A 24,000-nucleotide genomic window follows, 5' to 3' on the forward strand; every position below is an offset into this window, starting at 1 on the left:
GGAGGTCTTTAAGTGAAGTATGCAGTAATTAAAATTGGTGGCAGTATCTTAAACAATTTAAGTCAGACGATAATAGAAGATATTTTAACTTTAAAAAAAGAAAATTATGTCCCGATCATTGTTCACGGTGGTGGTCCATTTATTAATAAACAACTTAGTAAAATGGGCGTAGAAAGTAAATTTGTAGATGGCTTACGCGTGACGGATGATGAAGTGTTACGACAAACTTCTAATACATTGATAGGTGAAGTGAATCCTCAAGTTGTTTATCAAATTAATCAACATGCTCCTATAGCTATTGGCGTAAACGGAATAGACATGAACTTATTTGATATTGAACCACTTCATTCTAAATATGGTTATGTTGCTGAATGTTCTTCAGTTAACAAAGATGCCATTGAACAAATTTGTTTGAATAGCATACCTGTGGTTGCGCCTATTGGCATCGATAGAAATAGCGGTCAACGTTATAATATTAATGCAGATAGTTTAGCATATAAAATTGCGAGTGAAATGAAAGGTGATTTATTTCTCATTAGCGATATACCAGGGGTACTGATTAAAGATGAAGTAAAATCAAATTTAAGTATTAATGATATCAACAATTATATTGAAACGACTGAAATTTATGGTGGTATGATACCAAAAGTTACAGGGGCAATAACAGCAATAGAAGATGGATGTAAAAGTGTGAAAATCATCCCTGGCGCTTCTGAACATGCATTGTTGAAAAGTTCAATTTCTAATAAAGTAGGTACTACTATTACATTATAAGAAAACCAACTTTGTAATAGCACAATCCATATACTAAGAGTTTGGGACATAAATCCCAACTTAAAATAAATCACCCAATCCGTTGTAATCATTTCCGGATTGGGTGATTTTATATTTCTGATTTTGTAAAGTGCTGACGCCTGGGGGAATAGTATGTGAGAGAGACTACAGGCTCGAGCCATACCCCAGGCAAGCATGCACTTTACAAAATCATTATAGTTTAGGACATTTATGGCCCAGACTCTTTTTTTATTTGCTCAAATAATAGTTATAGCAAAAATTCTCTTTTAAATATGTTAAAATATATAAGCATGTTTGATAGTGAGGTGAATAAATTTGAATTTAGATCAATTGAAGCAAGAAGTGATAGAATACGCACATTCTATAGGTATCGATAGTATTGGATTTACAACTGCAGATCCATTTGATGAACTTAAACAGAAATTAGAAGATTATCATTCAAAAGGATATGCTTCTGGTTTTGAAGAAAGTGATATTGAATTAAGAACTGTGCCAAAGCTCTCTTTACCATCTGCAAGATCTATAATTGCAATTGCTGTAGGTTATCCTAATAAATTAAAAGGCGCACCTAAAAGCGTTAAAGGTGATAGAAGAGGTATGTTTGCACGAGCTTCATGGGGTCAAGATTATCATACTATTATGAGAAATCGTCTAGATAAACTCAGTTTATTCTTACAAGAAAAAGTTCCAGATGTAGAAGTGAAATCAATGGTCGATACAGGTGTATTATCAGACCGATCAGTTGCAGAAAGAGCAGGACTTGGTTTTGAAGGAAAGAATGGTTTTATTATTAACGAGGAATTAGGGACATGGAGTTATTTAGGCGAAATGTTAGTAAGCATTCCATTTAAACCTGATGATCCAGTTATCGACAGCTGCGGTGATTGCAATATATGTGTAGACAGATGTCCTACAGGTGCATTAGTAGGAAATGGACAGCTTAATAGCCAAAAATGCATTAGCTTTTTAACGCAAACTAAAGGCTATTTAAAAGATGAATATCGCTATAAAATTGGGAACAGATTATATGGGTGTGATACATGCCAACAAGTATGTCCTAGAAATAGAGGGATTAATACAGAACATGATGATATCATTTTGGAACCTGAAGTATTAAAACCTAGATTAGTTCCATTATTAAAAATGTCTAATAAAGAGTTTAAAAACACATATGGTCATTTAGCTGGTGCATGGCGTGGAAAAAAACCGATTCAAAGAAATGCAATTATTTCGCTTGCGCATTTTAATGAAGAAAGTGCAATTCCTGATTTGAAAGATGTCGCACTAACAGACCCAAGACCAATGATCAGAGGTACAGCATTTTGGGCAATTGGTCAAATACAAGGTGAAGAAGCAAGACCATTTATAATGTCCCACTATGAGCGTGAAATAGAAGAAGTACAAGAAGAAATGATAAAAGGATTAGAGATTAGGAGAAAATAAAATATGACAAATCATGTAGTTTTATATCAACCAGAAATACCAGCTAATACAGGGAATATTGCACGTAGTTGTGCAGCAACTGATACTACTTTGCATTTAATAAGACCATTAGGATTTAGTACTGACGATAAAATGTTAAGAAGAGCAGGTTTGGATTATTGGAAGTTTGTAAACATTGTTTATTACGATAGCATTGAGGAATTTTTCGAAAAAACTGAAGGCGGAAACTATTACTTACTAACGAAATTTGGTACGCAACCGCATACTCAATTTGATTATAGTAGCACAGAAGAAGATCATTATTTTGTGTTTGGTAGAGAAACGACAGGACTTCCTGATTGGGTTAAAGAAAAATATAAAGAAACAGCTTTAAGAATTCCGATGAATGAAAATGTAAGATCATTAAACTTATCTAACACGGCTGCTATATTAATTTATGAAGCTTTAAGACAACAAAATTATCCTAATTTATCATAAAAAAAACTGAGGCCCAATGGTCTCAGTTATTAATTATTTGATTTTAGAGATTCAAGCTCTTTATTTAAATCTTCTTCTTTAAGACCATAGTCCTTAGAATCGCGACCAGCAGTTAACATCGCAGTAATAAATGCTACACCAACCATACAAATTAATAACGTGTTCATTTAATTAGCCCCCTTGTAATGTTATGTTATCTTTATTATATACGAATTAGAGGGATATTTAAATACATTTTTAAGGAGACCTAGAAATGAATCATTATATTTTGAAAAATGCTCAAGTGTATACTGAAACAGCTAAAATAGAAAATGGATATATCGAAGTACGAGATGGATATATATATGACATTCAAGAAGGCGAGTATAAAGGTGATGCACAGTCTGTAGATTTAAAAGGGCAACACTTGCTACCTGGCTTCATAGATATACATATACACGGTGGCTATGGACAAGATGCTATGGATGCTACACCAGAAGCATTAAACATATTATCAGAGAAATTGTTATCAGAAGGAACGACAAGTTTTCTTGCGACTACAATGACGCAATCAGCTGAAGCGGTAAGTGATGCATTAGAAAATGTTGCGAATTATAAACAGCTAGATGAAAAACGCGCAGAAATTTTAGGTGTACATTTAGAAGGTCCATTTATATCTGAACATAAAGTTGGCGCTCAAAATCCAGCATTTGTTACGAGACCTTCAGTTCAAAAATTCAATGACTTTCAAGATAAAGCGAAAGGGAATATTAAAATCGTAACAATTGCTCCTGAAGTAGAAGGGGCAGCAGAAACGATCAAACAATTAAACAATGAAGTGATTTTTTCTGCAGGTCACACTGTAACAGATTTTAATGGCATTGAAGAAGCGGTAGAAAATGGTCTTAAACATATAACGCATTTATATAATGCACAAACAACTTTTACACATAGAGAACCAGGTGTGTTCGGTGCTGCTCTGACAGATGAACGACTGACAACAGAAGTGATTGTCGATGGTATTCATTCACATCCAGCTGCAGTTAAATTAGCTTATTTAGCAAAAGGGAATGAAAACTTTTGTATTATAACTGATGCGATGAGAGCTAAAGGGATGTCAGAAGGTAAATACGATCTCGGTGGACAAGACGTTTATGTTAAAAATAATGAAGCAAGATTGAAATCTGGATCATTAGCAGGCAGTATATTGTTGATGAATAAAGGATTGAAAAATTTAATGGACTTTGCAAACGTGTCACTCGAAGAAGCGTGGCGTACTACTAGTTTAAATCAAGCTATACGATTACATGTAGATGATAGACTCGGTTCAATCAAAGTTGGCAAGCAAGCAGACCTTGTTGTAGTTGATTCAGAATTAAATGTTTTAACTACCCTTAAAAAAGGGTATATTATAGATAATGAATGAAGATTATGATTTAGAAAATAGATAAGTTGAAATGAGGAGTGGACAAAATGGCTTTAAATTTTAAAGTATTTGAAACAAAAGATATCGCTGCACGTTACGCTGCAGATGTAGTTCGTAAACAATTTAATTCAGACAGTACTTCAGTAGTTGGTATTCACTTAGATGCAGAAAACACTTCATTTTTTGATGAATTATTAGATGACGTAAAGAAAAATCCAGTGAACTTTAGCCAAATTCATGTTTTAGATTTTGATGGTAAAGAAGATTACTACACAGAATTAGGTGTACCAAAAAAACAAGTTTTAAAAACTGATGTCGGTAGTGATCTAGAATCATTTATCAAAGATAAAGTGAACACTGACAAAAAGAAAAATAAATTAATGTTAGATGTCATTACTTTAACTGAAGATAGTAGAACTGGATTGGATTATAATCAAGCGATACATCCAGCTAGAGAAGTTATTGTACTTGTTACAGGTAAAGAAAAAGCTAAAGCAGTTAGTCAGTTATATGAAGAGCCAGCAAATGGTTCAGTTGAATCAGCAAAATTAAAACAACATAGAATGGTCACAGTTTTATTAGATAACGAAGCGGCACAAGGATTGCCAGAAGACGTTAGATCTTACTTCTCAATTCAATTTTCATAAGAAGGTGAAACTTTTGAATAAACATCCTGAAGTAGAAAATGAAATGGTTCAAGACTTAGATGATGTAAAAGAGCTAGGTAAAGAAATGGAACAAATTTCAGAACAGAACGACGAAGCGTATGAAGAAAAGAAAGAAGAACAAGACTCATAACTTGAACTGATTAGATGAATTTTAATTATAATAAGTTGACTAAAGTTAAAAGACTGTCCATTGTGACAGTCTTTTTTGTGAAAATTTTAATTTTCTGACAACTGAGAGTTTAAATCAAAGGCTTTATAAGATATAATAAAGATGAATAAAAAGTGATGAATACAAGAAATAAAGGGGCGTAATAAGAATGAGTTATAGAATCGAACATGATACTTTTGGTGAAATAAAAGTACCAAGTGACAAGTATTGGAAAGCGCAAACACAAAGAAGTAAACAAAATTTCCCAGTAGGTAAAGAACAAATGCCTATCGAAGTGATATATGGATTTGCGCATTTAAAAAGAGCAGCTGCAATTTCAAACCATGATCTTGGTAAATTATCTGACGATAAGAAAGATGCAATCGTCTATGCAACTGATGAAATTTTAAAAGGAAAATTAGATGATCATTTTCCATTAGTTGTTTGGCAAACGGGTAGTGGTACACAAAGTAACATGAACGTGAATGAAGTTGTAAGCTTTGTTGCAAATGAATATTTAAAAGACAAAGGTTCAGAAGAAAGTGTTCATCCGAATGACCATGTAAATATGTCACAAAGCTCAAACGATACATATCCTACTGCTATGCATGTTGCACTGTATCATGAAATTGAATCTAAATTATTACCAGCTTTAAGTACTTTAAGAGATACTTTTAAAGAGAAAGAAGAATCGTTTAAAGATATCATTAAAATTGGTAGAACACACTTACAAGATGCAACGCCGTTAACTTTAGGTCAAGAAGTTAGTGGTTGGAGATATATGTTAGATAAAAGTGAGTCATTATTAAATCAATCTAAAGGTCAATTATTAAACTTAGCAATTGGTGGTACAGCTGTAGGTACTGGTATAAATGCACATCCTGAATTTGGCGATAAAGTAGCTAAACAAATTGCAGAACAATTAGGATATCCGTTTGTATCATCTGAAAATAAATTCCATGCTTTAACTGCTCATGATGAAGTTGTCTACGTGCATGGTGCATTAAAAGCATTAGCAAGTGATTTAATGAAGATTGCCAACGATGTAAGATGGTTAGCATCAGGACCAAGAGCTGGTTTAGCTGAAATTTCTATACCTGAAAATGAACCTGGGTCTTCAATTATGCCAGGTAAAGTAAATCCAACTCAATGTGAAATGTTAACAATGGTCTCTGTTCAAGTACTTGGTAATGATGCAGCTGTAGGTATTGCTGCTTCACAAGGTAACTTCGAATTAAACGTGTTTAAACCAGTTATTTTATATAACGCGTTACAATCAATATATTTATTAACAGATGGAATTGAAACATTTAACAATAATTGTGCTGTAGGTATTGAACCGATTGAAGAAAATATTGATAAATATTTAAATCAATCATTAATGTTAGTTACAGCATTAAATCCACATATTGGATATGAAAATGCAGCAGCAATTGCGAAAAATGCTCATAAAAATGGCTTAACATTGAAAGAATCAGCTATACAATCAGGACATTTAACTGAGGAACAGTTTGATGAATGGATTAAACCAGAAGATATGATAAGCTCTCAAAAATAGTAGCAGCTATAAGACATAAATATAAAGAACATAAAAAGGTGCTATAAGCACCTTTTTATGTATCAAAATATATTCCTGGAGGCAATTTATGAAAAGGTTAGGATTAATAGATATAGGTTCCAACACTATAAGGCTCGTTATTTTTGAGTATTCTAAAGAAACAGGTTTAAATGAATTACAAAACGTAAAGACACCTGCTCGCTTAAGTCAATATTTAGATGAAGATAAAAATATGAATGAAGAAGGTATAAACGTCCTAGTAGAGACTTTAAATAGCTTTAAAAAAGTTGCCAAGAAATTTCATGTTGAAGAACTTGTACCTGCCGCAACAGCAGCAGTTAGACAATCACAAAATATTAATCAAATAATTGAAAAAGTAAAAGCTAAGACAAATTTAGATATTGAAATAATACCTGAAGAAGATGAAGCATTTTACGGATTCTATGCAGTGACACATACATTGAATATTGAAAATGGCATAACAGTCGATATTGGTGGTGGTTCTACTGAGATAACTTATTTTGAAAATAAAAAATTAAAAGAAGCAATCAGTTTTCCTTTCGGTGTCGTAACTTTGGAAAAAATGTTCTTCGTCGATAAAGATCATAATGACAAAAATGCGATAAAAAAATGTGAGAAATATGTTAAAGAGCAATTTGAATCACTAAAATGGATTAAAGATAAAAAAGTTCCAATCATCGGAATTGGTGGTTCAGCTCGAAATAATGCACGTATCCACCAATCTTTAAACAACTATCCTATAGCAGGTGTACACGGATATGATATGACTAAAAAAGATTTAGAAGAAGTTTATGAAGTCTTGAAAAAATCAGATAAAAGTGATTTGAAAGATTTAGATGGTTTGAGTAGAGATCGCACAGATATTATTATCCCAAGTTCCATCGTATTTAATGCATTGTATGAAATTTCCAACGCAACACGATATACATTCTCGAGAAAAGGGTTACGTGAAGGTGTTGTTATGACAAGGTTGGAAGAAGAATTTCCTAAATCTTTCAATAAGGATAAAGTAACTTCAGATGCTTTAAAATATTTAGCTAATGAATACAATATACATGCATCAAATGGTAAGCAACGTATGAGATTAGCCGAAGATTTACTGAATAAAGTAATCGATATAACTGGTTTTGAAGTTTCTAAAGAAGACAGAGAATTATTTAAAGAAGCGGCTTATTTATATTATTTAGGTTCTTTCATTGATGCAGACTCCAGCTCTCAACACACGTATTATATTATCGCTAATTCAAGTATTAATGGTTTATCGCATAAAGAACGCGTTAAATTAGCGCTTTTATCAAGCTTTAAAAATAAAACATTACTCAAGTTTTATGTTAAAGAAACGTCTTGGTTTAAAGATGGTGAAATTGAACTCATTCAAAAACTTGGCGGTATTATAAAATTTGCTAATGCATTAAATGTTTCAAATACAGATTGTATAGAATCGATGGAACTCATTGAAAAGAAAAATGAATTTGAACTAAAAGTAAAATATGTAACAGACCCAATTGCAGAAGAATATCAATCAGAAAGACAGAAAAAGCATCTAGAAAAATTACTTTCGAAAAAACTTAATATAATATTCACACAGGATTAACAATTATACGTTTTAATAAAACAGTATGAGTTTTTAATGATGAACGGAAATATGTAAAGGGTGAGGTAATTATGGAAGCACAAGCGGAACAATTTTATTTAGACAATCCAGAGTATTACAACAACAGAGAGTTAAGTTGGCTAGACTTTAATTATCGTGTTCTTGAAGAAGCAATTGATTCTAACAATCCATTGCTAGAACAATTAAAATTTTTAGCTATTCACAGTTCTAATTTAGATGAATTTTTTATGGTTAGAGTAGCAGGTTTAAAAGACCAAGTAGCAATGAATTTTAATGAACCAGAGAACAAAGCACAAATGACTCCGAAAGAACAACTTGCCGGCATTGAAAAGAAAAATAGAATGAACGTCGAGCTTCAATATAAGAGATTTAATGAATTAAAAGATTTGTTAAAAGCTTATAAAATATGTATTACACAACCTGAAAGACTACCAGAAACTTTAATTGAGCAACTACAAAATCAATTTAATACAGAAATATTGCCAACGCTTTCTCCATTAGGAATTGATGCGTATAGACCATTTCCAAAATTAAATAATAAAATGCTGAATTTATTTGTTGATATTAGATTAAATGATGGAGAAATAAAATCTGCAATAGTACCCGTTCCAACATTATTAGAGAGAATTATTAAGTTAGAATATGATGGTATCAAATATATCGTATTTCTTGAAGACGTGATTTCATTATTTATTGAACAATTATTTAATGGGTTTGAAGTCATCAATACGTATACGTTTAGAGTGACGAGAAATGCCGATTTAACAATTCATGAAGAGGGCGCAGAAGATTTATTAATAGAAATAGAACGATTTTTAAAAGAAAGAAAAAGTGGTGCAGCAGTAAGATTAGAAATAGATAGTAGACATATCGATACAGAAGTGAAAAGTTTATTTTTGATGAACGAGTTAGAATTAACTAATAAAGATATATACAGAGTAAATGGCCCATTAGATTTAACAGTTTTATTCTCATTAGTAGGGCAACTAGAAGACTTACACCCTGAATTATTGTTTAAACCGTATACACCACAATTACCTTCCTCTTTAAATAATAATAATATTTATGAATTATCTTTAGAAAGAGATATCTTTTTCCATCACCCATACGAAACTTTTGAGCCAATAGTAGAATTTATTAAAGAGGCTTCAGAAGATCCAAATACGCTTGCTATTAAGCAAACACTTTATCGCGTGAGCAGTGATTCACCTATTATCCAAGCACTCAAGAATGCAGCAGAGAATGGCAAGCAAGTTACAGTACTTGTTGAACTAAAAGCTAGATTTGATGAAGAAAACAATGTGCAATGGGCGAGAATGCTAGAAGATGCAGGTTGTAACGTCATATATGGTATGACTTTCCTCAAAACGCACAGTAAAATAACGCTCGTTATCAAAAAGGTAAATGGAAAAGTAACGCCATTTGTACATTTAGGTACTGGAAATTACAATGATAAAACAGCTAAGATTTACACGGATATGGGTATCATTACGACGAATCCTAAAATAGGAAAAGATGCGATTAATTTCTTTAACTATTTAAGCGGTTATTCCTTAAAACCTGAGTATAATGAGCTGATCGTTGCACCATTTGAAATACGAGACTTCTTCGTAGAACATATTGAACAAGAAATAAAATCACATAAAGAGCATGGCAACGGACTTATTATAGCTAAGATGAACTCATTAACTGATAAAAAAGTTATTAAAAAATTATTCGAAGCTGCGCAATGTGGCGTAAAGATTAAACTCATTATACGGGGGATTTGTTGCTTAAAACCAGGTATTAAAGGTGTCAGTGAAAATATCGAAGTTATAAGTATAGTAGGAAGATTTTTAGAGCACTCTAGAATATATTACTTCTTCCATAACGGTGAAGAAAAAATGTATCTCTCTTCAGCAGATATGATGACGAGAAACATGATTAAACGTGTAGAAATATTATTTCCAATTCTTGATCCTAATTTAGTAAAACGTTTAAAAGAGATCATCAATTTACAATTAAACGATGGTTTAAAAGGACGCATTCAAAATTCTAAAGGTGAATATCGATACAATGATGCAGGAAATAAACGTATGAATTCACAAGAAATGTTGATGGACGAAGCAATGTTAAGTGCTAAAGAAATGAGACAATCACAAATTACCATTGGAAAACCAGTAAGAAGTAAAAAAAATAACTTCATAAACAAGTTTAAAGAACGATTAAAACGATGAAATTCAACAACATAAAAAGCTGCCAATAAGGTCAGAGACTTTATTGGCAGCTTTTTATGTTTGTTGTGAATTAATCATCTAACCTAACAGATACGAGTTCATCTTTAAATGGATGTTCGAATTCAATTTTATAACTGTGTAATTGTAATTGTCTAAGTTTACTGTTGTTATATAAAGGATCTCCAACAACAGGGTGTCCTATTTCTGTTAAATGAACACGGATTTGATGGGTTCTACCAGTATCTAATTTAAGCTCAACTTCTGCTGTGCGTTCATCAATCATATGACTTTCGATAATGTGTGTAATCGCACGTTGACCGGTTGGTGATACACGTCTTTTGTTCGGATGGAATTTATCCTTACCAATTGGCATATCTATCGTTTGTGGTTTAAGCGGTAAATGACTATCGACTTGTGCTTTATATGTTCTTGTAATTTTTCTGTCTTCTAGCATATGATCCAGTATCTTTTTAGCAATTGGGTGTTTTGCGATCAGTAATAAACCAACTGTTTCTTGGTCTAATCTATGAACTGGTTCTGCATAATCTGAATCTAAAGTATAAATGACATGATTCATAAGTGTGTTTGCTTCTTTTAAATCATTAGGGTGAGTCTTTACACCTTTAGGTTTAACGACGATAGCTAAGTATTCATCTTCATACTTAACTTCAGCTAAACGATAACTAGGAACATACTGACTCGTCTCATTAAAAACGGGTATGCTCAGTTTATCACCTTCACTTAACGAGTCTCTTAAAGCGCTCGCTTGATCATTTATCGTAATCTCTTTTGACATTCTCAAAAGATGTAGTTCTTTTTTTGGAAGGTGTAAAGATTTGAACATTTCTTCAATTGTTTGGCCTTCATATTTTGATGGTATTGTAATTTGCATAGTATCCTCCAGGAATATTTCTCGTAAAATCGGGAAAAATTATATTGTAACTAAAAATAAGTTATAATTAGTATAACAAGAAAAATAGATAAGGAGTATCATTCATGTCAAAATCGATCGATAATAATGAATTTAATGTAAGTATTCATACAAGACAAATGACTTTTGAAGATATAGATGAAGTCATTGAACTGCAATCTAAATGCTTTCCAGGTATGGAACCTTGGGAAAGAGGACATTTAGAAAGTCACTTAAAAATGTTTCCAAGAGGTCAAATGGTCGTTGAATTTGAAGGCGAAATTATAGGATCATGCTCATCACTGATCATTAACTTTGATGAATATGATGATAGACATACGTGGGATAGTATTACGAACAACGGTTATATAACAAATCATAATGACCACGGTCACAATCTATATGGTATTGAAGTTATGGTTCATCCTGAATATAGAGGGATGAAAGTCGGCGCAAGATTATATGAGGCACGTCGTGAAATTGCATATGAACTGAACTTAAAAAGTATCATCATCGGAGGCAGAATTCCGAACTATCATGAATACAGTGATGAGTTAACTCCGAGGGAATATGTACAAGGTGTTATTAAACATAGAATCAAAGATCCAGTATTAACTTTCCAACTGATGAATGATTTTACGTTAATGCGTATTAACCCTAATTATTTAAATGATGATGTAAAAAGTATGAAATATGCCACTTTAATGGAATGGAATAACCCTGATTACATAGCTCGAAGTAATGTGCGTTTTAAAACGAGTGAACCCGTTAGAATATGTACTGTAAACTATATGATGCGTAAAATTAATTCTTTCGATGAATTTGCAAACCAAATTGAATATTTTATAGATGTTGCATATGATGCAGATAGCGATTTTATCGTGTTCCCTGAACTTTTAACGACACAACTCATGAGCTTTGATGAACAAAGTAATCCAGCAGAATCAATTAGAAAATTAACGACTTATACTTCTCAATATATTGAAATGTTTAATCAATTTGCGATGAAATACAATATTAATATTATTGGAGGCTCACATTTCGTAGAAGAAGGCGAAGATATTTATAATATTTCTTATTTATTCCGTCGAGATGGCTCTATAGAAAAGCAATACAAAATACATGTAACACCAAATGAAAGAAAATGGTGGGGCGTATCACCAGGTAATGGTGTAGAAGTGTTCGATACTGATTGTGGCAAAATAGCAATTCAAATTTGTTATGACAGTGAGTTCCCTGAAATGGCTAGAATAGCAACTGAAAAAGGTGCGAAAATTATATTTACACCATTCTCAACTGAAGATAGACAAAGTTATTTACGTGTTAAATATTGCTGTATGGCAAGAGCGATCGAGAATCAAATTTATACTGTTACATCAGGAACTTGTGGTAATTTACCTCAAACTGAAAATATGGATATTCAATACAGTGCTTCAGCCATTTATTCACCATCAGATTACGGATTTGCACGTGACGGTATCGTCGGAGAAACAGGCGAAAATCTAGAAATGGTAGCTATAGGTGAGATAGATTTAGAAGTATTAAGAAGAGGTAGAGAAAATGGAACAGTTAGACATCTTAGAGATAGAAGACATGATGTCTATAATGTAACTTATACTCAATAATAATAAAGGTGATGTAGATGGAAAAACCAACACGTACAAGCCTCTTAAAAGAAATAGCAGAATTTTTGAATGAAGAGACAGAGATGTACAGCATGATGCATGGTGCCTTAAAAAAATTAGTAAATGGCAGTAATTTTCACACTGGTTGGATCTTTTTTATAGATGAAGATGGTAAACATGAGTTAGTTGCAGAAGAAGCCTTACCACCAGCATTAACGCACAATAACTGCCAATATATGACTGAGGGTACGTGTTGGTGTGTTACTGCATATCAAAATAAAAAATTAACTAAAGCATCGAATATTATTACGTGCTCGAGAATTGTAAAATCTACTAAAGAGCATCACGATAAAACGGATGGTATAACACATCATGCAACTGTGCCACTTAGGTCAGGTAATGAACAATTCGGATTGTTGAATATCGCCACACCTCATACGAAACTATACTCTGAAGAAGATTTAGAATTACTAGAATCAGTAGCGTTTCAAATTGGGTCAGCCATTAAGCGTATCATTTTAACGGATCAAGAGAAGGAAGCGGCACGTATTAACGAAAGAAATAGGCTTGCTAGAGACTTGCACGATTCTGTTAATCAGATGTTATTCTCTTTAAAAATTACTGCTCATGCTGCTAAAGGATTAAACGATCAACAAGCAGCTAAAGAAGCTTTTCAAACTATAGAAGATACGAGTCAAAGTGCTGTAAATGAAATGAGAGCCCTTATCTGGCAATTAAAGCCTATTGGTTTAGAACAAGGTTTGATAGCCGCCATTAAGCAATATAGTCAATTTATCCATATTCAGCCAGAATTTGAAGTAGAAGGTTTAATAGACTTACCTAATACGATAGAAGAGAATGTGTATCGCATTATTCAAGAATCTCTAAATAATATTAATAAACATTCTGGGCAAAATCGTGCGAAAATTTATCTAGAGCAAAATAAAAATGAATTTAAGTCGCGCATTATAGATGAAGGAAAAGGATTCGAAAGCAATAAATTAGAAAACAGTTTATCACATGGATTAAAAAATATGAAACAACGCGTTCAAGTTATGAAAGGCCATATCGTCATCAACTCTGAATTGAATAAAGGAACGGAAATTAGTATATCCATTCCACTATAAATGTTAGGGGCATCGTACATGAGTTATAAAATAATCTTGGTAGATGATCATCATATTGTGAGACAAGGCTTAAGATTTCTATTAGATACTGTTCCGGATTATGATATTCTTGCTGATTTTTCAAGTGGCGCTTTATTACTAGATTACTTGGAAAATCATGAAACGCCGGAAATTGTACTATTAGATTTAGTGATGCCTGAAATGAATGGTATAGAAATAACTGAAATAGTGAAGAAGAAATATCCGAATATCAAAATATTAGTATTAACAAGCTTTTATGATGAAGAACATGTTATTTCTGCACTTGATAAAGGGGCTGACGGCTATGAAATAAAAGACGTAGAACCTGAAGCGCTGATTCAAACAATTAGATCGGTATTAAAAGGTGAAAAAAGCATTCATCCAAAAGTACAATCTATTATTACTGAAAGTTCACAAAAGCCACATCGAGAAAATAAATTATCTAAAAGAGAACTCGAAGTATTAGCAGAAATGGTTAAAGGTAAAACAAATAAAGAAATTGCAGATACACTTTTTGTTTCAGAAAAAACGATTAAAACACATGTTAGTCATATACTAAACAAATTAAAAGTTTCAGACAGAACTCAAGCTGCAGTATATGCTATGGAACATCAATTGATCAATTAAAGACTATTATTGATACGAGTATGTATTGAACAATTCAATATTTACTCGTATTTTTATAAGTTATTTAAAAAATAAATTTACAAAATGAAAGCGCTTAAAGTATAATGTGTTACATGGGAGATATAATTTCACTATTTTATAGGGGGTAGTTTGTATATGAAGGTCAAAAAGAATTTAACTTTAAAAATTGTAATAGCCTTAGTACTAGGTATATCGATTGGTTCAATATTTAATATGTTCGCAGGAGCGGACTTTGTACAAAACACAAATCAATATGTATTTAATGTGCTCGGTCAAATATTTCTAAATTTAATCTTTATGCTTGTAGTACCAGTAGTGTTTGTATCTATTGTACTTGGTGTAGTAGGTGTAGGTGATCCTAAACTACTTGGTGGCATAGGATTGAAAACAGTAACATTCTTTTTATGTACAACAGCAATCGCTATTATAATAGCAATGCTGTTAGCTTTAGTATTTAAACCAGGTGTAGGACAATCAGATTTATTAAATAGTGATGATGTTAAAAAATATGGTGCTGAACAAAAAGCCAAATCCGGTGATGCAGCTGCGCCAGAGAATCAAACATTTGACCAAACATTAATTAACTTGTTCCCACAAAATCCAATGAAATCTATGGTTGAACAAGATATGTTACCAATTATTACATTTGCAATCTTTATTGGTATCGGTATGATAGCGCTTGGTCGAAAAGTAGAAGCGGTAAAAAAAGTTTTCGAGCAGACAAACGATATACTGATGTATATCGTTACAATGATTATGAACTACTTTGCGCCAATTGGAACATTTGGACTTATCGCGACAGCATTTACTAACGCTGGTTTTGGTGCGATTAAACAATTAGGAATGTATTTCTTTGTTGTACTACTAGCATTAGCTGTACATTTCTTTGTTATATATGGTGGGGCAGTTAAAGTACTAGCTCATAAAAATCCATTCTGGTTCTTTAAAATGTTCTTCCCAGCTATGACAGTTGGATTTAGTTCATCTAGTTCTAACGCAACGTTACCCATTTCATTAGAATGTACGAAAGAAATGGGTGTGAGAAAGGAAATTAGTTCCTTCGTTCAGCCTTTAGGTGCAACTATAAACATGGATGGTACAGCTATTATGCAAGGTGTAGCTATCATATTCATTGCACAAGTTTCAGGAGTGGATTTATCAGTGATGCAAATGGCTACTGTTGTCGTAATTGCGGTTATAGCCTCAATTGGTACAGCAGGCGTACCAGGTGTTGGCCTTGTTATGTTAGCCATGGTACTGACATCGGTTGGTTTAGACCCCGCAGCAATCGGTATTATATTAGGTATTGATAGACTACTTGATATGACGAGAACATCTGTAAATATTACAGGCGATGCTGCATGTGCGTTAATTTTATCTGAAAGAGAAAAATCAAAGTTCGTAAAAGAATCATAATTTAACGTATTAAAGGGGTAAATTGATATTAAATTCAATTTACCTCTTTTATTTTGTCTCAAAATGTATTATGATGATACTTGTGCTTGAAAAAATCGTGTATTTTTGCAACATATAAAATCAATTAATAATATATATTAAGAAGAAAGGTAGATATAGATGGATAAACAGACATTTACAACGATAATCCAAACAAAATTTAAAATGGTTCGTATTGAGGCAGGTTATACTCAAGATACAATGGCGAATACAGTAGGATTATCTAAGAAAACTTTAGTACAAATTGAAAAAGAGAGAGTATTACCTAACTGGACAACATGTGTGTCTATATGTGCATTATTTAGAGATTCAGATGTATTAAACACTACTTTTGGTTGTGATCCATTAGAAGTTATTCAAATTATATCTCGCCATCATTGTGCTTATCCAAATCATGACAACACTAGTGATATTTATTGGGTAACACTTGATTCTAAATCAGGACATATTTTACAATCTAACAAAAAATCAGATTTGTATAGAGTATTAAATGAAGAACGTCAACCTATCTTCGGTACTGCTAAAAAACGTGAAGCAGAAACATATTTCTTACGTAAAACACAATCATTATTTGTATAATATTTGTTAAAAGCTACTTCTTAGATTATTCTATAGAAGTAGCTTTTTTAGAAGGAGAATTCCCATGTCAACAATTTTAACAATTATAAGTATGATGGTTATTGGAGCAATAATTGGTGGCTTTACGAACTTTATTGCCATTAAAATGTTATTCCATCCATACCATGAAATAAGACTGTTTGGTTATAAATTACCATTCACGCCAGGGTTAATACCTAAAAGAAGAAATGAACTATCGGAAAAAGTAGGAGAAATGGTTACAAAACACCTCTTAACACCAGAAGTGTTTAAAGAAAAACTTGTTAATCCTAGTACAAAACATGTACTTGAAGATACAATCAAAATCCAATTCAATACTTTGAAAGAGCAAAAGTATACGATTCAAGATTTTGTTGATCGAATTGATTATCCATTAGAAGAAAAAATAAATGAAACGCTTGAGGCGACGATTCAACAGAAAGTTGATAAATATTACGAAACACATAAAAATGATGAGCTACAAAATCTAATTCCAGAAGAAATATTTGAGCAATTGAGTCGCCAAGTTGATCGCGTAACGCCTGAAATATTAAATAAAATTGATCAATATTTATCATCAGAAAAAGGCGAACAAGACATTTATTTAATGGTAGAAGAATTTTTCGAACAAAAAGGTAAAATGGTTGGCATGATTCAAATGTTTATGACAACTGAAGATATCGTTTATAAAGTTAAAAATGAGTTAAGAAATGTTATTAAACAAGAAAAAATTGAAACCATGATAAATTTACAAGTTCAGATGCAATATGAAAAATGGATGTCTAAGCCATTAAAAGATGTTCTTACAATAGAAAGAAAAGACAAAACGAAATTATTAATAGCTGAAGAATTAACAGAATCTATTAATATTAATAAATATTTAAACACGCCGCTTGATGAATTAGTACCGAAATTATTCAGTTATATGGAAGGTGAAGGTACTGAAAGATTTATTGAGTATATGGTACGAAAAGTAGGAGATAACATCAGCTTAATTTTAGAACGTATGAAGTTGGCTGAATTAATTAAAAATCAAATAGATAAATTCGAGTTATCTTACTTAGAAAAATTAGTCATAGAGATATCTAATAAAGAGTTGAAATTAATTACATTACTAGGATTTGTATTAGGTGGGATAATAGGATTATTCCAAGGAATAATCGCTATTTTTGTATAAGATCTAGAATTATGATACAGTGTTATTGGAATTGATATTCTAATACATTTATTTATTATAGGAGCGAATTAATTATGGCAGAAGTAAACATTTACGACAAAGCGAATGAACTAGAACAAACTTTACGTGAAAGTGAAGAATATAACAAAATTAAAGAACAATACGAAAAAGTTAATGCTAATCCAGAAACTAAAAAGTTATTCGATGAATTCCGTGAAGTTCAATTAGAATTACAAACTAAACAAATGCAAGGCGAAGAAATTTCAGAAGTAGATATCGCTAGAGCTCAAAAATCTGCTCAAGAAATTGAACAAAATGATACAATCGCTGAATTAATGCAAGCTGAACAAGCTATGAGTCAATTAATTCAAGATTTAAACCGCGTTATCATGAGACCATTAGAAGATATCTATGGTAGCCTTGAAGAAAATCAAGAAGGTTAATACGTTATAATTCTTGTGAACCTTATTAGATACAACAAGTATCTAATAAGGTTTTTTTATTTTGTTATAACGGCTTTCTTACCTGTCCAATGTATCGTACAGCCATGGAATATGGTAAAATTAAAGCATTAAAAGTCTTTATTAAATCTGATTATTCTATTGTTTGAGCTTGAATAAAATAATTAAGAAATGAGCTAATATTGAAAGAGGTTAGGTATATGATTAAATTTATACATTGTGCGGATTTACACCTTGATAGTCCATTTAAGTCTAGACATTATTTAAGCCCTTCTATTTTAAAAGATGTTAAACAAAGTGCTTACTATAGCTTCACAAAAATTGTGGATGAAGCTATTAAAGAGCAAGTAGACTTTGTTGTCATTGCAGGAGATTTATTTGATCAAGATAATAGAACGCTTAGAGCAGAAGTGTTTCTTAGAGAGCAATTTATTAGACTAGAACAAGAACAAATATTTGTATATATCATACATGGTAACCATGATCCATTATCAATAGGTGTTCATACTGTATGGCCAGAAAACGTTACTGTATTCACCGACCAAGTATCTACGCATCAACTCATTACGAAAAACGGTCAGGTTGTTTACTTACATGGGTTTAGCTACCAAAAAGATCAAAGTTACGAGAACAAAGTAGATGAATATCCAGAATCAACAGGTAATAGAGGTATACATATTGGTGTGTTACATGGGACTTATTCGCAAGCTTCGAATGTAAAGAAGAGATATACGGAATTTAATATTGAAGACTTAAATAGTAAGTTATATCATTATTGGGCATTAGGACATATTCACGAAAGAGCAATGATTAGTGAACTTTCTCAAATACATTATTCAGGAAACATACAAGCTCGTCACTTCAAAGAAAAAGGTGAGAAAGGATATTTGCTTGTTGAAGGCGATGAGTCTAAATTGCAGGCTACTTTTAAACCTACACAGTACATACGTTTTGAAAAAGCAGTAATTGAAACACAAGCTCAAGGCAAACATGCTTTATATGAAGCCATTCAAAAATTCAAAGATAGTGTGCGTACTGAAGGAAAAGCATTTTATCAATTAGATGTTTATGTTAAACATGATGACGTTCTAAAACAAGATGAAATCAATCAAGTTATCCAGCTTATTCAAGAATTTGAAGAAAACCAAACAAACTTTATTTTTATCGAACAGTTAAATGTCTTTTTTGAACAAGACTCTGAAATAGCATTAGCTAATGAATTCAACGATGATATTTTGCAAGATGATACCATTCTTGAAGATGCATTAAGTGATTTGTATATGAACCCTAAAGCCAATCGTTTCTTAGAACCATTTAGCGATATTGACAAACAGGCATTGATTGAACGCGGGGAAGCTATTTTAAAAAGAAGAATGAGAGGTTAAAGCGATGAAAATAATATCCTTAGAAATTTATGGCTATGGCCAACTCATGTCTAGAAAAATTAAATTTGATCAAAGTTTTATGCAAATATATGGAGAAAATGAAGCAGGTAAATCTACAATTCAAGCTTTTATACACTCTATTTTATTTGGGTTTCCAACAAAAAAAGAGAATGAGCCAAGGTTAGAACCACGTCTTGGCAATCAATACGGTGGTAAATTAGAACTGGAATTTGATGGTCAAAAAGTGGAAGTAGAAAGAGTCAAAGGTCGTGTTACTGGCGACGTGAAAGTTTACCTTTCAAATGGTAAAATTAAAGACGAAGAATGGCTCAAACAAAAGCTTAATTATATTAATAAAAAGACATATCAAGGTATCTTCTCCTTTAATGTATTAGGATTGCAAGATATTCATAAAAATTTAACTGAAGATCAACTTCAAATGTACTTATTACAAGCAGGTGCTTTAGGTTCTACTGAATTTACCGGTATGAGCGATTTAATGCAAAGTGAAAAAGAAGCGCTGTATAAAAAGAATGGTAAAAATCCAGTTTTAAATGTTCAATTAGAACAGTTAAACGATTTAGAAATAAAAATTAAAAACGAAGAAAAGAAGTTATCGGAATACGAAAGACTTCAAGATGAACGTGATAAAATATCGAGAAGACTCAATCAGTTAAAAGATAATTTAGGCAACCTTACAAATCGATTAACAAATAAAGAAAAAGAAATTTTTTTACATAATGATGTTGTAGAATGGAAAAAGCTAGAAACGAACTTAAATATAGAACCGTATGAATTTCCAGAGCAAGGTATTGAAAGATATGAATCTGCAGTACGTTCAAATGAAAGTATTAAGCGTGATTTAACATTAAGAAATGAAAAGCTAGCGCAAGTTGTTCATACTTTAGATCATGTGAACGTTATGTCTGAAAGAGATGAAAAAGCTTTAAATAGTATTAGACAACGAGAATCAGATATTAAAGAAAAGCATCAAGAATTAAAGCAATTAAACAAACAAATTGATGATACAGAACGAGATAATGAACTGTTGCGTCAAGACATTGGTTGGAATGATGAATATTTAGATGTTGATACTTCTGAAGCGATGAAGACGCATATAGCAGAAGTGAATCGTGTTAAAGAAGAAAATGTAGTTGAACGTGAACAAATAAAACGAACTTTAAATCAATTGGATATTGAGCGAGATAGATACAATAATAATGTTGATAGATTGCACAATGATTTAGTTTCTGACGAAAATTATGAACAAAAGAAAGTTTACAACCAAAAAGCTTTAGAGTTAGGCGAGAAGAAATCACTTTATAAAAAAATGGAAGAAAGCTTTAAAAAGCAAAAAGAAGAAAGTGAAAAAAGAAGTAAGCAATATAAATTAGCTTCATGTATCGGTGGCATATTATTAATAGCAATTGCAATATATGCTTTTATCGCTTCTCAGCTTATATTTAGTGCAATCTTTGCGATAGTTGGTATAATTTTAGTCGTATTATCTTTCTTTATAAAATCTAAAAACTTAGATCATGATCAAGCTTTTTCTAAAGAGATAGATGAATTAGAAGAAAAGGTTAAACATTTAAAGCAATTTTATGATTTAGATTTTAACTTAGATGAACAGACTAAAATGAGACAAGAATTAGAAGGTTATTACCAATCGCAAGAAATTTTAAATACAAAGAAAGCTGAATTGAAGAAAGAGTTAGAACAAGTCGAAGAAATAATAGAGCAGAAAGAACGTGCATTAAAAGAAACAAAAGCAAGTATCCACGTTTCTAATCAACTGTCATCTCAATTATTAAATGATGCGTTAACGACCATTAAGAAAATTAAGCAAAATAGATTCGAAATCAAGCGTTTAACTAAATTAAGAGATGAGAAACATTCGGATCTTGAAGCATTTTATCTTGAAGCAGAAAGTATCGTAAGTCATGCACGATTACATTATCAAAAGGTTTCATTATTTCATGACGTAAAACAAGCTTTAGATGAGCATCAAAAAGAATTTAACATTCAATCAAGAAATGTTGAACAACAAGCACTGCTTACAAACGAAATCACTGCGCTTTCAAAAAGACTAGAAGAAAACAATAACGTGATTCAATCATTATTTAGCTTCATTAATGTAGAAGATGAAGAATCATATTATCGACATCATAAATCTTACATATCATATAATGAGGATATGGAGAGATTTAACTATTTAACTGAGTTGCTCAACAATCATAATTATGATTATGATAAAAATACTCAGCTAAGTTATATGACGAAAACGGATTTAGAAAATGAAAGAAATCAATTAGAACTGCAAGTTGATGAATACAATGACAACTACTTAAATGTACAAGCAGAACTTAGTGATTTAAATGCTAAAATTAATCATATGGAAACCGATGAAACATTGTCAGCATTGAGACATGAATATCATTTACTTAAAGATAAAGTTAATGAAACAGCAAATGATTGGGCAGCATTAAGTTATTTGCAAAACTTAGTTGAAGCGCATATTAAGCAAATTAAGGATAAGAGATTACCTTATGTTGTGAAAGATGCAACAGATATTTTAAGTGCATTAACAGAAGATAGATACAATCAAGTGATCTATGAAGACCAAAATGTACAAGTAAGACATGAAAATGGTCAAGTATTCCATCCAACTGAGTTAAGCCAGTCAACAAAAGAACTGTTGTATATTGCGCTTAGATTTAGCTTGATTAAATCCTTGCAAAAATACTATCCATTCCCGATAATAGTGGATGACGCATTTGTCCACTTTGATAAACATCGTAAAGAAATTATGATTAAATATTTAATGAGCATGTCAGAAGATATTCAAATACTTTACTTTACATGTAACAAAGATCAAAACGTACCACAAAAACAAACGATAACTCTGACAAAAATAGAAGGAGCTAAGAGCAAATGAGAACAATCGAAACATTAAAGCCAGGAGACCCAGTTGATCATTATTTTTTAATACATCGCGCCATTCAAGGTGTAACTGCTCAAGGTAAACCATATATGACACTTTACTTGAAAGATAAGAGTGGAGATATAGAAGCTAAAGTATGGACTGTATCAAGCGAAGATATTCAATTACTTGTACCTGAGACAATTATACGCGTTAAAGGTGATGTAATAGATTACCGCGGACGTAAACAAATGAAAATTAATCAATTTAGAGTTGCTGTAGACGAAGATAATGTAAAACTAGAAAACTTTTTAGAAGCAGCACCATTAACAATTGATGAAATGTCAGAAGAAATTATGACATTTTTATTAGACATTGAGAATGCCAAATTACAAAGAATTACACGTATATTACTCAAAAAATATCAAAAAGAATATTTCACATTCCCAGCAGCGAGCTCACATCATCATAATTTCGTCTCAGGACTCAGTTATCATGTCGTGACAATGTTGAGGCAAGCAAAAGCTTTGTGTGACATATATCCAATATTAAATAGAAGTTTATTATATAGTGGTGTTATTTTGCATGACTTAGGAAAAGTGAAGGAATTATCAGGACCAGTCGCAACAACTTATACGGTAGAAGGTAATTTGTTAGGTCATATTTCTATAGTAAGTGATGAAATATCGCAAGTAGCTAAAGAACACAATATAGAAGGTGAAGAAGTACTATTACTAAGACATTTAGTATTAAGTCACCATGGTAAATTAGAATACGGCTCACCAAAATTACCAATGGTAAAAGAAGCTGAGATTTTGCACTTTATCGATAATATTGATGCTAGAATGATGATGTTTGAAAAGCATCTTAAAAAAGTAGATAAAGGTCAATATACAGAACGTATCTTTGCTCTAGAGAATAGACAATTTTATAAACCTGAAACGTTAGATTAAAACAGGTAGGGACATAAATACCCGTAGTTAAAATGAAAGATCTCTTCATTAGGTTATAGCCTAGTGAAGAGATCTTTTTTATGTTTTATAATTTTACGATTTTGAAAGTGATGCTTGCCTAGGGGATATAGCTCGAGCCTGACATGATAAAATCAAGAGTTCTATTTATCATGTGAGCCATGACATGATAATATCAAGGGTTCTATTTATCAAGTGGAGCCTGACATGATAAAATCAACGGTTCTATTTATCATGTGAGCCATGACATGATAAATTTACGAGCAAAGCGCACGAAGACTTAAAAGATAAAATAAAAAGAGCGCAAATTCTTATTTTCAAAGAATTTACGCTCTTTTTTAATATCCAAAACTT

21 protein-coding genes are annotated in these 24,000 nt (G+C 31.8%); 19 read left to right on the forward strand and 2 right to left on the reverse strand.

Annotation, left to right across the window (positions count from 1 at the left end; genetic code table 11):
* Positions 1-12: 12 nt before the first annotated feature.
* The 3 genes from argB to trmL all read left to right on the forward strand — a co-directional run bounded on the left by argB (position 13) and on the right by trmL (position 2,715).
* Positions 13-774: an acetylglutamate kinase gene (gene argB, locus LQ598_RS00180; protein ID WP_107536769.1), complete on the forward strand. Its 762-nt coding sequence runs from the start codon at positions 13-15 to the stop codon at positions 772-774.
* Positions 775-1,110: 336 nt separating this feature from the next.
* On the forward strand, positions 1,111-2,238 hold the full coding sequence (gene queG / locus LQ598_RS00185) for a tRNA epoxyqueuosine(34) reductase QueG (RefSeq protein ID WP_016913149.1): 1,128 nt from the start codon (positions 1,111-1,113) through the stop codon (positions 2,236-2,238).
* 3 nt (positions 2,239-2,241) lie between these two features.
* Entirely contained in the window at positions 2,242-2,715 is a 474-nt protein-coding gene (gene trmL, locus LQ598_RS00190) for a tRNA (uridine(34)/cytosine(34)/5-carboxymethylaminomethyluridine(34)-2'-O)-methyltransferase TrmL (protein ID WP_103323120.1), read from the forward strand.
* Between the two features lie 29 nt (positions 2,716-2,744).
* On the opposite strand, the gene LQ598_RS00195 is transcribed toward trmL, so the two are convergent.
* Positions 2,745-2,882, reverse strand: coding sequence for a hypothetical protein (locus LQ598_RS00195; RefSeq protein ID WP_016913147.1), 138 nt, complete (start codon positions 2,880-2,882; stop codon positions 2,745-2,747).
* An 86-nt stretch (positions 2,883-2,968) separates the two neighbouring features.
* On the opposite strand from LQ598_RS00195, the gene nagA reads away from it, so the two are divergent.
* The 6 genes from nagA to LQ598_RS00225 all read left to right on the forward strand — a co-directional run bounded on the left by nagA (position 2,969) and on the right by LQ598_RS00225 (position 10,346).
* Positions 2,969-4,120: an N-acetylglucosamine-6-phosphate deacetylase gene (gene nagA / locus LQ598_RS00200; protein ID WP_107536770.1), complete on the forward strand. Its 1,152-nt coding sequence runs from the start codon at positions 2,969-2,971 to the stop codon at positions 4,118-4,120.
* A gap of 47 nt (positions 4,121-4,167) precedes the next feature.
* The gene (locus tag LQ598_RS00205; protein WP_107557126.1) at positions 4,168-4,767 is read left to right on the forward strand and encodes a 6-phosphogluconolactonase; all 600 of its coding nucleotides are present in this window, start codon (positions 4,168-4,170) and stop codon (positions 4,765-4,767) included.
* Between the two features lie 43 nt (positions 4,768-4,810).
* Positions 4,811-4,918 carry an SAS053 family DNA gyrase inhibitor gene (locus tag LQ598_RS00210; RefSeq protein ID WP_328797673.1) on the forward strand — a complete coding sequence of 36 codons (108 nt, stop codon included), beginning with the start codon at positions 4,811-4,813 and terminating at the stop codon, positions 4,916-4,918.
* A 187-nt stretch (positions 4,919-5,105) separates the two neighbouring features.
* Positions 5,106-6,494 (forward strand): class II fumarate hydratase, encoded by a 1,389-nt coding sequence (gene fumC, locus LQ598_RS00215; RefSeq protein WP_107557127.1) that lies wholly within the window; start codon positions 5,106-5,108, stop codon positions 6,492-6,494.
* A gap of 88 nt (positions 6,495-6,582) precedes the next feature.
* Positions 6,583-8,109, forward strand: coding sequence for an exopolyphosphatase (gene ppx, locus LQ598_RS00220; protein WP_103323117.1), 1,527 nt, complete (start codon positions 6,583-6,585; stop codon positions 8,107-8,109).
* A gap of 71 nt (positions 8,110-8,180) precedes the next feature.
* Complete coding sequence (locus LQ598_RS00225; RefSeq protein WP_016912014.1) at positions 8,181-10,346, forward strand: RNA degradosome polyphosphate kinase; 2,166 nt, start codon at positions 8,181-8,183, stop codon at positions 10,344-10,346.
* Between the two features lie 70 nt (positions 10,347-10,416).
* Here LQ598_RS00225 and LQ598_RS00230 read toward each other — a convergent pair whose 3' ends face one another.
* Entirely contained in the window at positions 10,417-11,238 is an 822-nt protein-coding gene (locus LQ598_RS00230) for an RluA family pseudouridine synthase (RefSeq protein WP_107557128.1), read from the reverse strand.
* A gap of 104 nt (positions 11,239-11,342) precedes the next feature.
* Here LQ598_RS00230 and LQ598_RS00235 point away from each other — a divergent pair, with 104 nt between their 5' ends.
* The 10 genes from LQ598_RS00235 (at position 11,343) to yhaM (ending at position 23,628) form a co-directional block, all read left to right on the forward strand.
* Entirely contained in the window at positions 11,343-12,881 is a 1,539-nt protein-coding gene (locus LQ598_RS00235) for a bifunctional GNAT family N-acetyltransferase/carbon-nitrogen hydrolase family protein (RefSeq protein WP_016912012.1), read from the forward strand.
* A 17-nt stretch (positions 12,882-12,898) separates the two neighbouring features.
* Positions 12,899-14,008: a GAF domain-containing sensor histidine kinase gene (locus tag LQ598_RS00240; protein WP_107536774.1), complete on the forward strand. Its 1,110-nt coding sequence runs from the start codon at positions 12,899-12,901 to the stop codon at positions 14,006-14,008.
* Positions 14,009-14,026: 18 nt separating this feature from the next.
* Positions 14,027-14,656: a response regulator gene (locus tag LQ598_RS00245; RefSeq protein WP_016912010.1), complete on the forward strand. Its 630-nt coding sequence runs from the start codon at positions 14,027-14,029 to the stop codon at positions 14,654-14,656.
* A gap of 156 nt (positions 14,657-14,812) precedes the next feature.
* Entirely contained in the window at positions 14,813-16,093 is a 1,281-nt protein-coding gene (locus LQ598_RS00250) for a dicarboxylate/amino acid:cation symporter (RefSeq protein ID WP_107592747.1), read from the forward strand.
* Positions 16,094-16,252: 159 nt separating this feature from the next.
* On the forward strand, positions 16,253-16,711 hold the full coding sequence (gene xdrA, locus LQ598_RS00255; protein ID WP_016912008.1) for an XRE family transcriptional regulator XdrA: 459 nt from the start codon (positions 16,253-16,255) through the stop codon (positions 16,709-16,711).
* Between the two features lie 64 nt (positions 16,712-16,775).
* Positions 16,776-17,906, forward strand: a complete 1,131-nt coding sequence (locus tag LQ598_RS00260; RefSeq protein ID WP_107557129.1) for a DUF445 domain-containing protein — start codon at positions 16,776-16,778, stop codon at positions 17,904-17,906.
* A gap of 74 nt (positions 17,907-17,980) precedes the next feature.
* Positions 17,981-18,349 carry a YlbF/YmcA family competence regulator gene (locus LQ598_RS00265; RefSeq protein ID WP_016912006.1) on the forward strand — a complete coding sequence of 123 codons (369 nt, stop codon included), beginning with the start codon at positions 17,981-17,983 and terminating at the stop codon, positions 18,347-18,349.
* 218 nt (positions 18,350-18,567) lie between these two features.
* A complete protein-coding gene (locus tag LQ598_RS00270) occupies positions 18,568-19,752 on the forward strand; it encodes a metallophosphoesterase family protein (protein ID WP_016912005.1) in 1,185 nt (394 codons plus the stop codon).
* Between the two features lie 4 nt (positions 19,753-19,756).
* Complete coding sequence (locus LQ598_RS00275; RefSeq protein ID WP_107559286.1) at positions 19,757-22,690, forward strand: ATP-binding protein; 2,934 nt, start codon at positions 19,757-19,759, stop codon at positions 22,688-22,690.
* A complete protein-coding gene (yhaM, locus tag LQ598_RS00280; RefSeq protein WP_016912003.1) occupies positions 22,687-23,628 on the forward strand; it encodes a 3'-5' exoribonuclease YhaM in 942 nt (313 codons plus the stop codon). The genes LQ598_RS00275 and yhaM overlap by 4 nt, the downstream gene beginning before the upstream one ends.
* Positions 23,629-24,000 lie beyond the last annotated feature (372 nt).

This window comes from Mammaliicoccus sp. F-M27 (genome assembly GCF_022387115.1).
Classification (GTDB): domain Bacteria; phylum Bacillota; class Bacilli; order Staphylococcales; family Staphylococcaceae; genus Mammaliicoccus; species Mammaliicoccus vitulinus.

Coding starts and splice junctions, on each gene's coding strand:
- trmL (WP_103323120.1), top strand. CDS start 2,242: ATGACAAATCATGTAGTTTTATATCAACCAGAAATACCAGCTAATACA.
- LQ598_RS00195 (WP_016913147.1), bottom strand. CDS start 2,882: ATGAACACGTTATTAATTTGTATGGTTGGTGTAGCATTTATTACTGCG.
- nagA (WP_107536770.1), top strand. CDS start 2,969: ATGAATCATTATATTTTGAAAAATGCTCAAGTGTATACTGAAACAGCT.
- LQ598_RS00205 (WP_107557126.1), top strand. CDS start 4,168: ATGGCTTTAAATTTTAAAGTATTTGAAACAAAAGATATCGCTGCACGT.
- LQ598_RS00210 (WP_328797673.1), top strand. CDS start 4,811: ATGGTTCAAGACTTAGATGATGTAAAAGAGCTAGGTAAAGAAATGGAA.
- fumC (WP_107557127.1), top strand. CDS start 5,106: ATGAGTTATAGAATCGAACATGATACTTTTGGTGAAATAAAAGTACCA.
- ppx (WP_103323117.1), top strand. CDS start 6,583: ATGAAAAGGTTAGGATTAATAGATATAGGTTCCAACACTATAAGGCTC.
- LQ598_RS00225 (WP_016912014.1), top strand. CDS start 8,181: ATGGAAGCACAAGCGGAACAATTTTATTTAGACAATCCAGAGTATTAC.
- LQ598_RS00230 (WP_107557128.1), bottom strand. CDS start 11,238: ATGCAAATTACAATACCATCAAAATATGAAGGCCAAACAATTGAAGAA.
- LQ598_RS00235 (WP_016912012.1), top strand. CDS start 11,343: ATGTCAAAATCGATCGATAATAATGAATTTAATGTAAGTATTCATACA.
- LQ598_RS00240 (WP_107536774.1), top strand. CDS start 12,899: ATGGAAAAACCAACACGTACAAGCCTCTTAAAAGAAATAGCAGAATTT.
- LQ598_RS00245 (WP_016912010.1), top strand. CDS start 14,027: ATGAGTTATAAAATAATCTTGGTAGATGATCATCATATTGTGAGACAA.
- LQ598_RS00250 (WP_107592747.1), top strand. CDS start 14,813: ATGAAGGTCAAAAAGAATTTAACTTTAAAAATTGTAATAGCCTTAGTA.
- xdrA (WP_016912008.1), top strand. CDS start 16,253: ATGGATAAACAGACATTTACAACGATAATCCAAACAAAATTTAAAATG.
- LQ598_RS00260 (WP_107557129.1), top strand. CDS start 16,776: ATGTCAACAATTTTAACAATTATAAGTATGATGGTTATTGGAGCAATA.
- LQ598_RS00265 (WP_016912006.1), top strand. CDS start 17,981: ATGGCAGAAGTAAACATTTACGACAAAGCGAATGAACTAGAACAAACT.
- LQ598_RS00270 (WP_016912005.1), top strand. CDS start 18,568: ATGATTAAATTTATACATTGTGCGGATTTACACCTTGATAGTCCATTT.
- LQ598_RS00275 (WP_107559286.1), top strand. CDS start 19,757: ATGAAAATAATATCCTTAGAAATTTATGGCTATGGCCAACTCATGTCT.
- yhaM (WP_016912003.1), top strand. CDS start 22,687: ATGAGAACAATCGAAACATTAAAGCCAGGAGACCCAGTTGATCATTAT.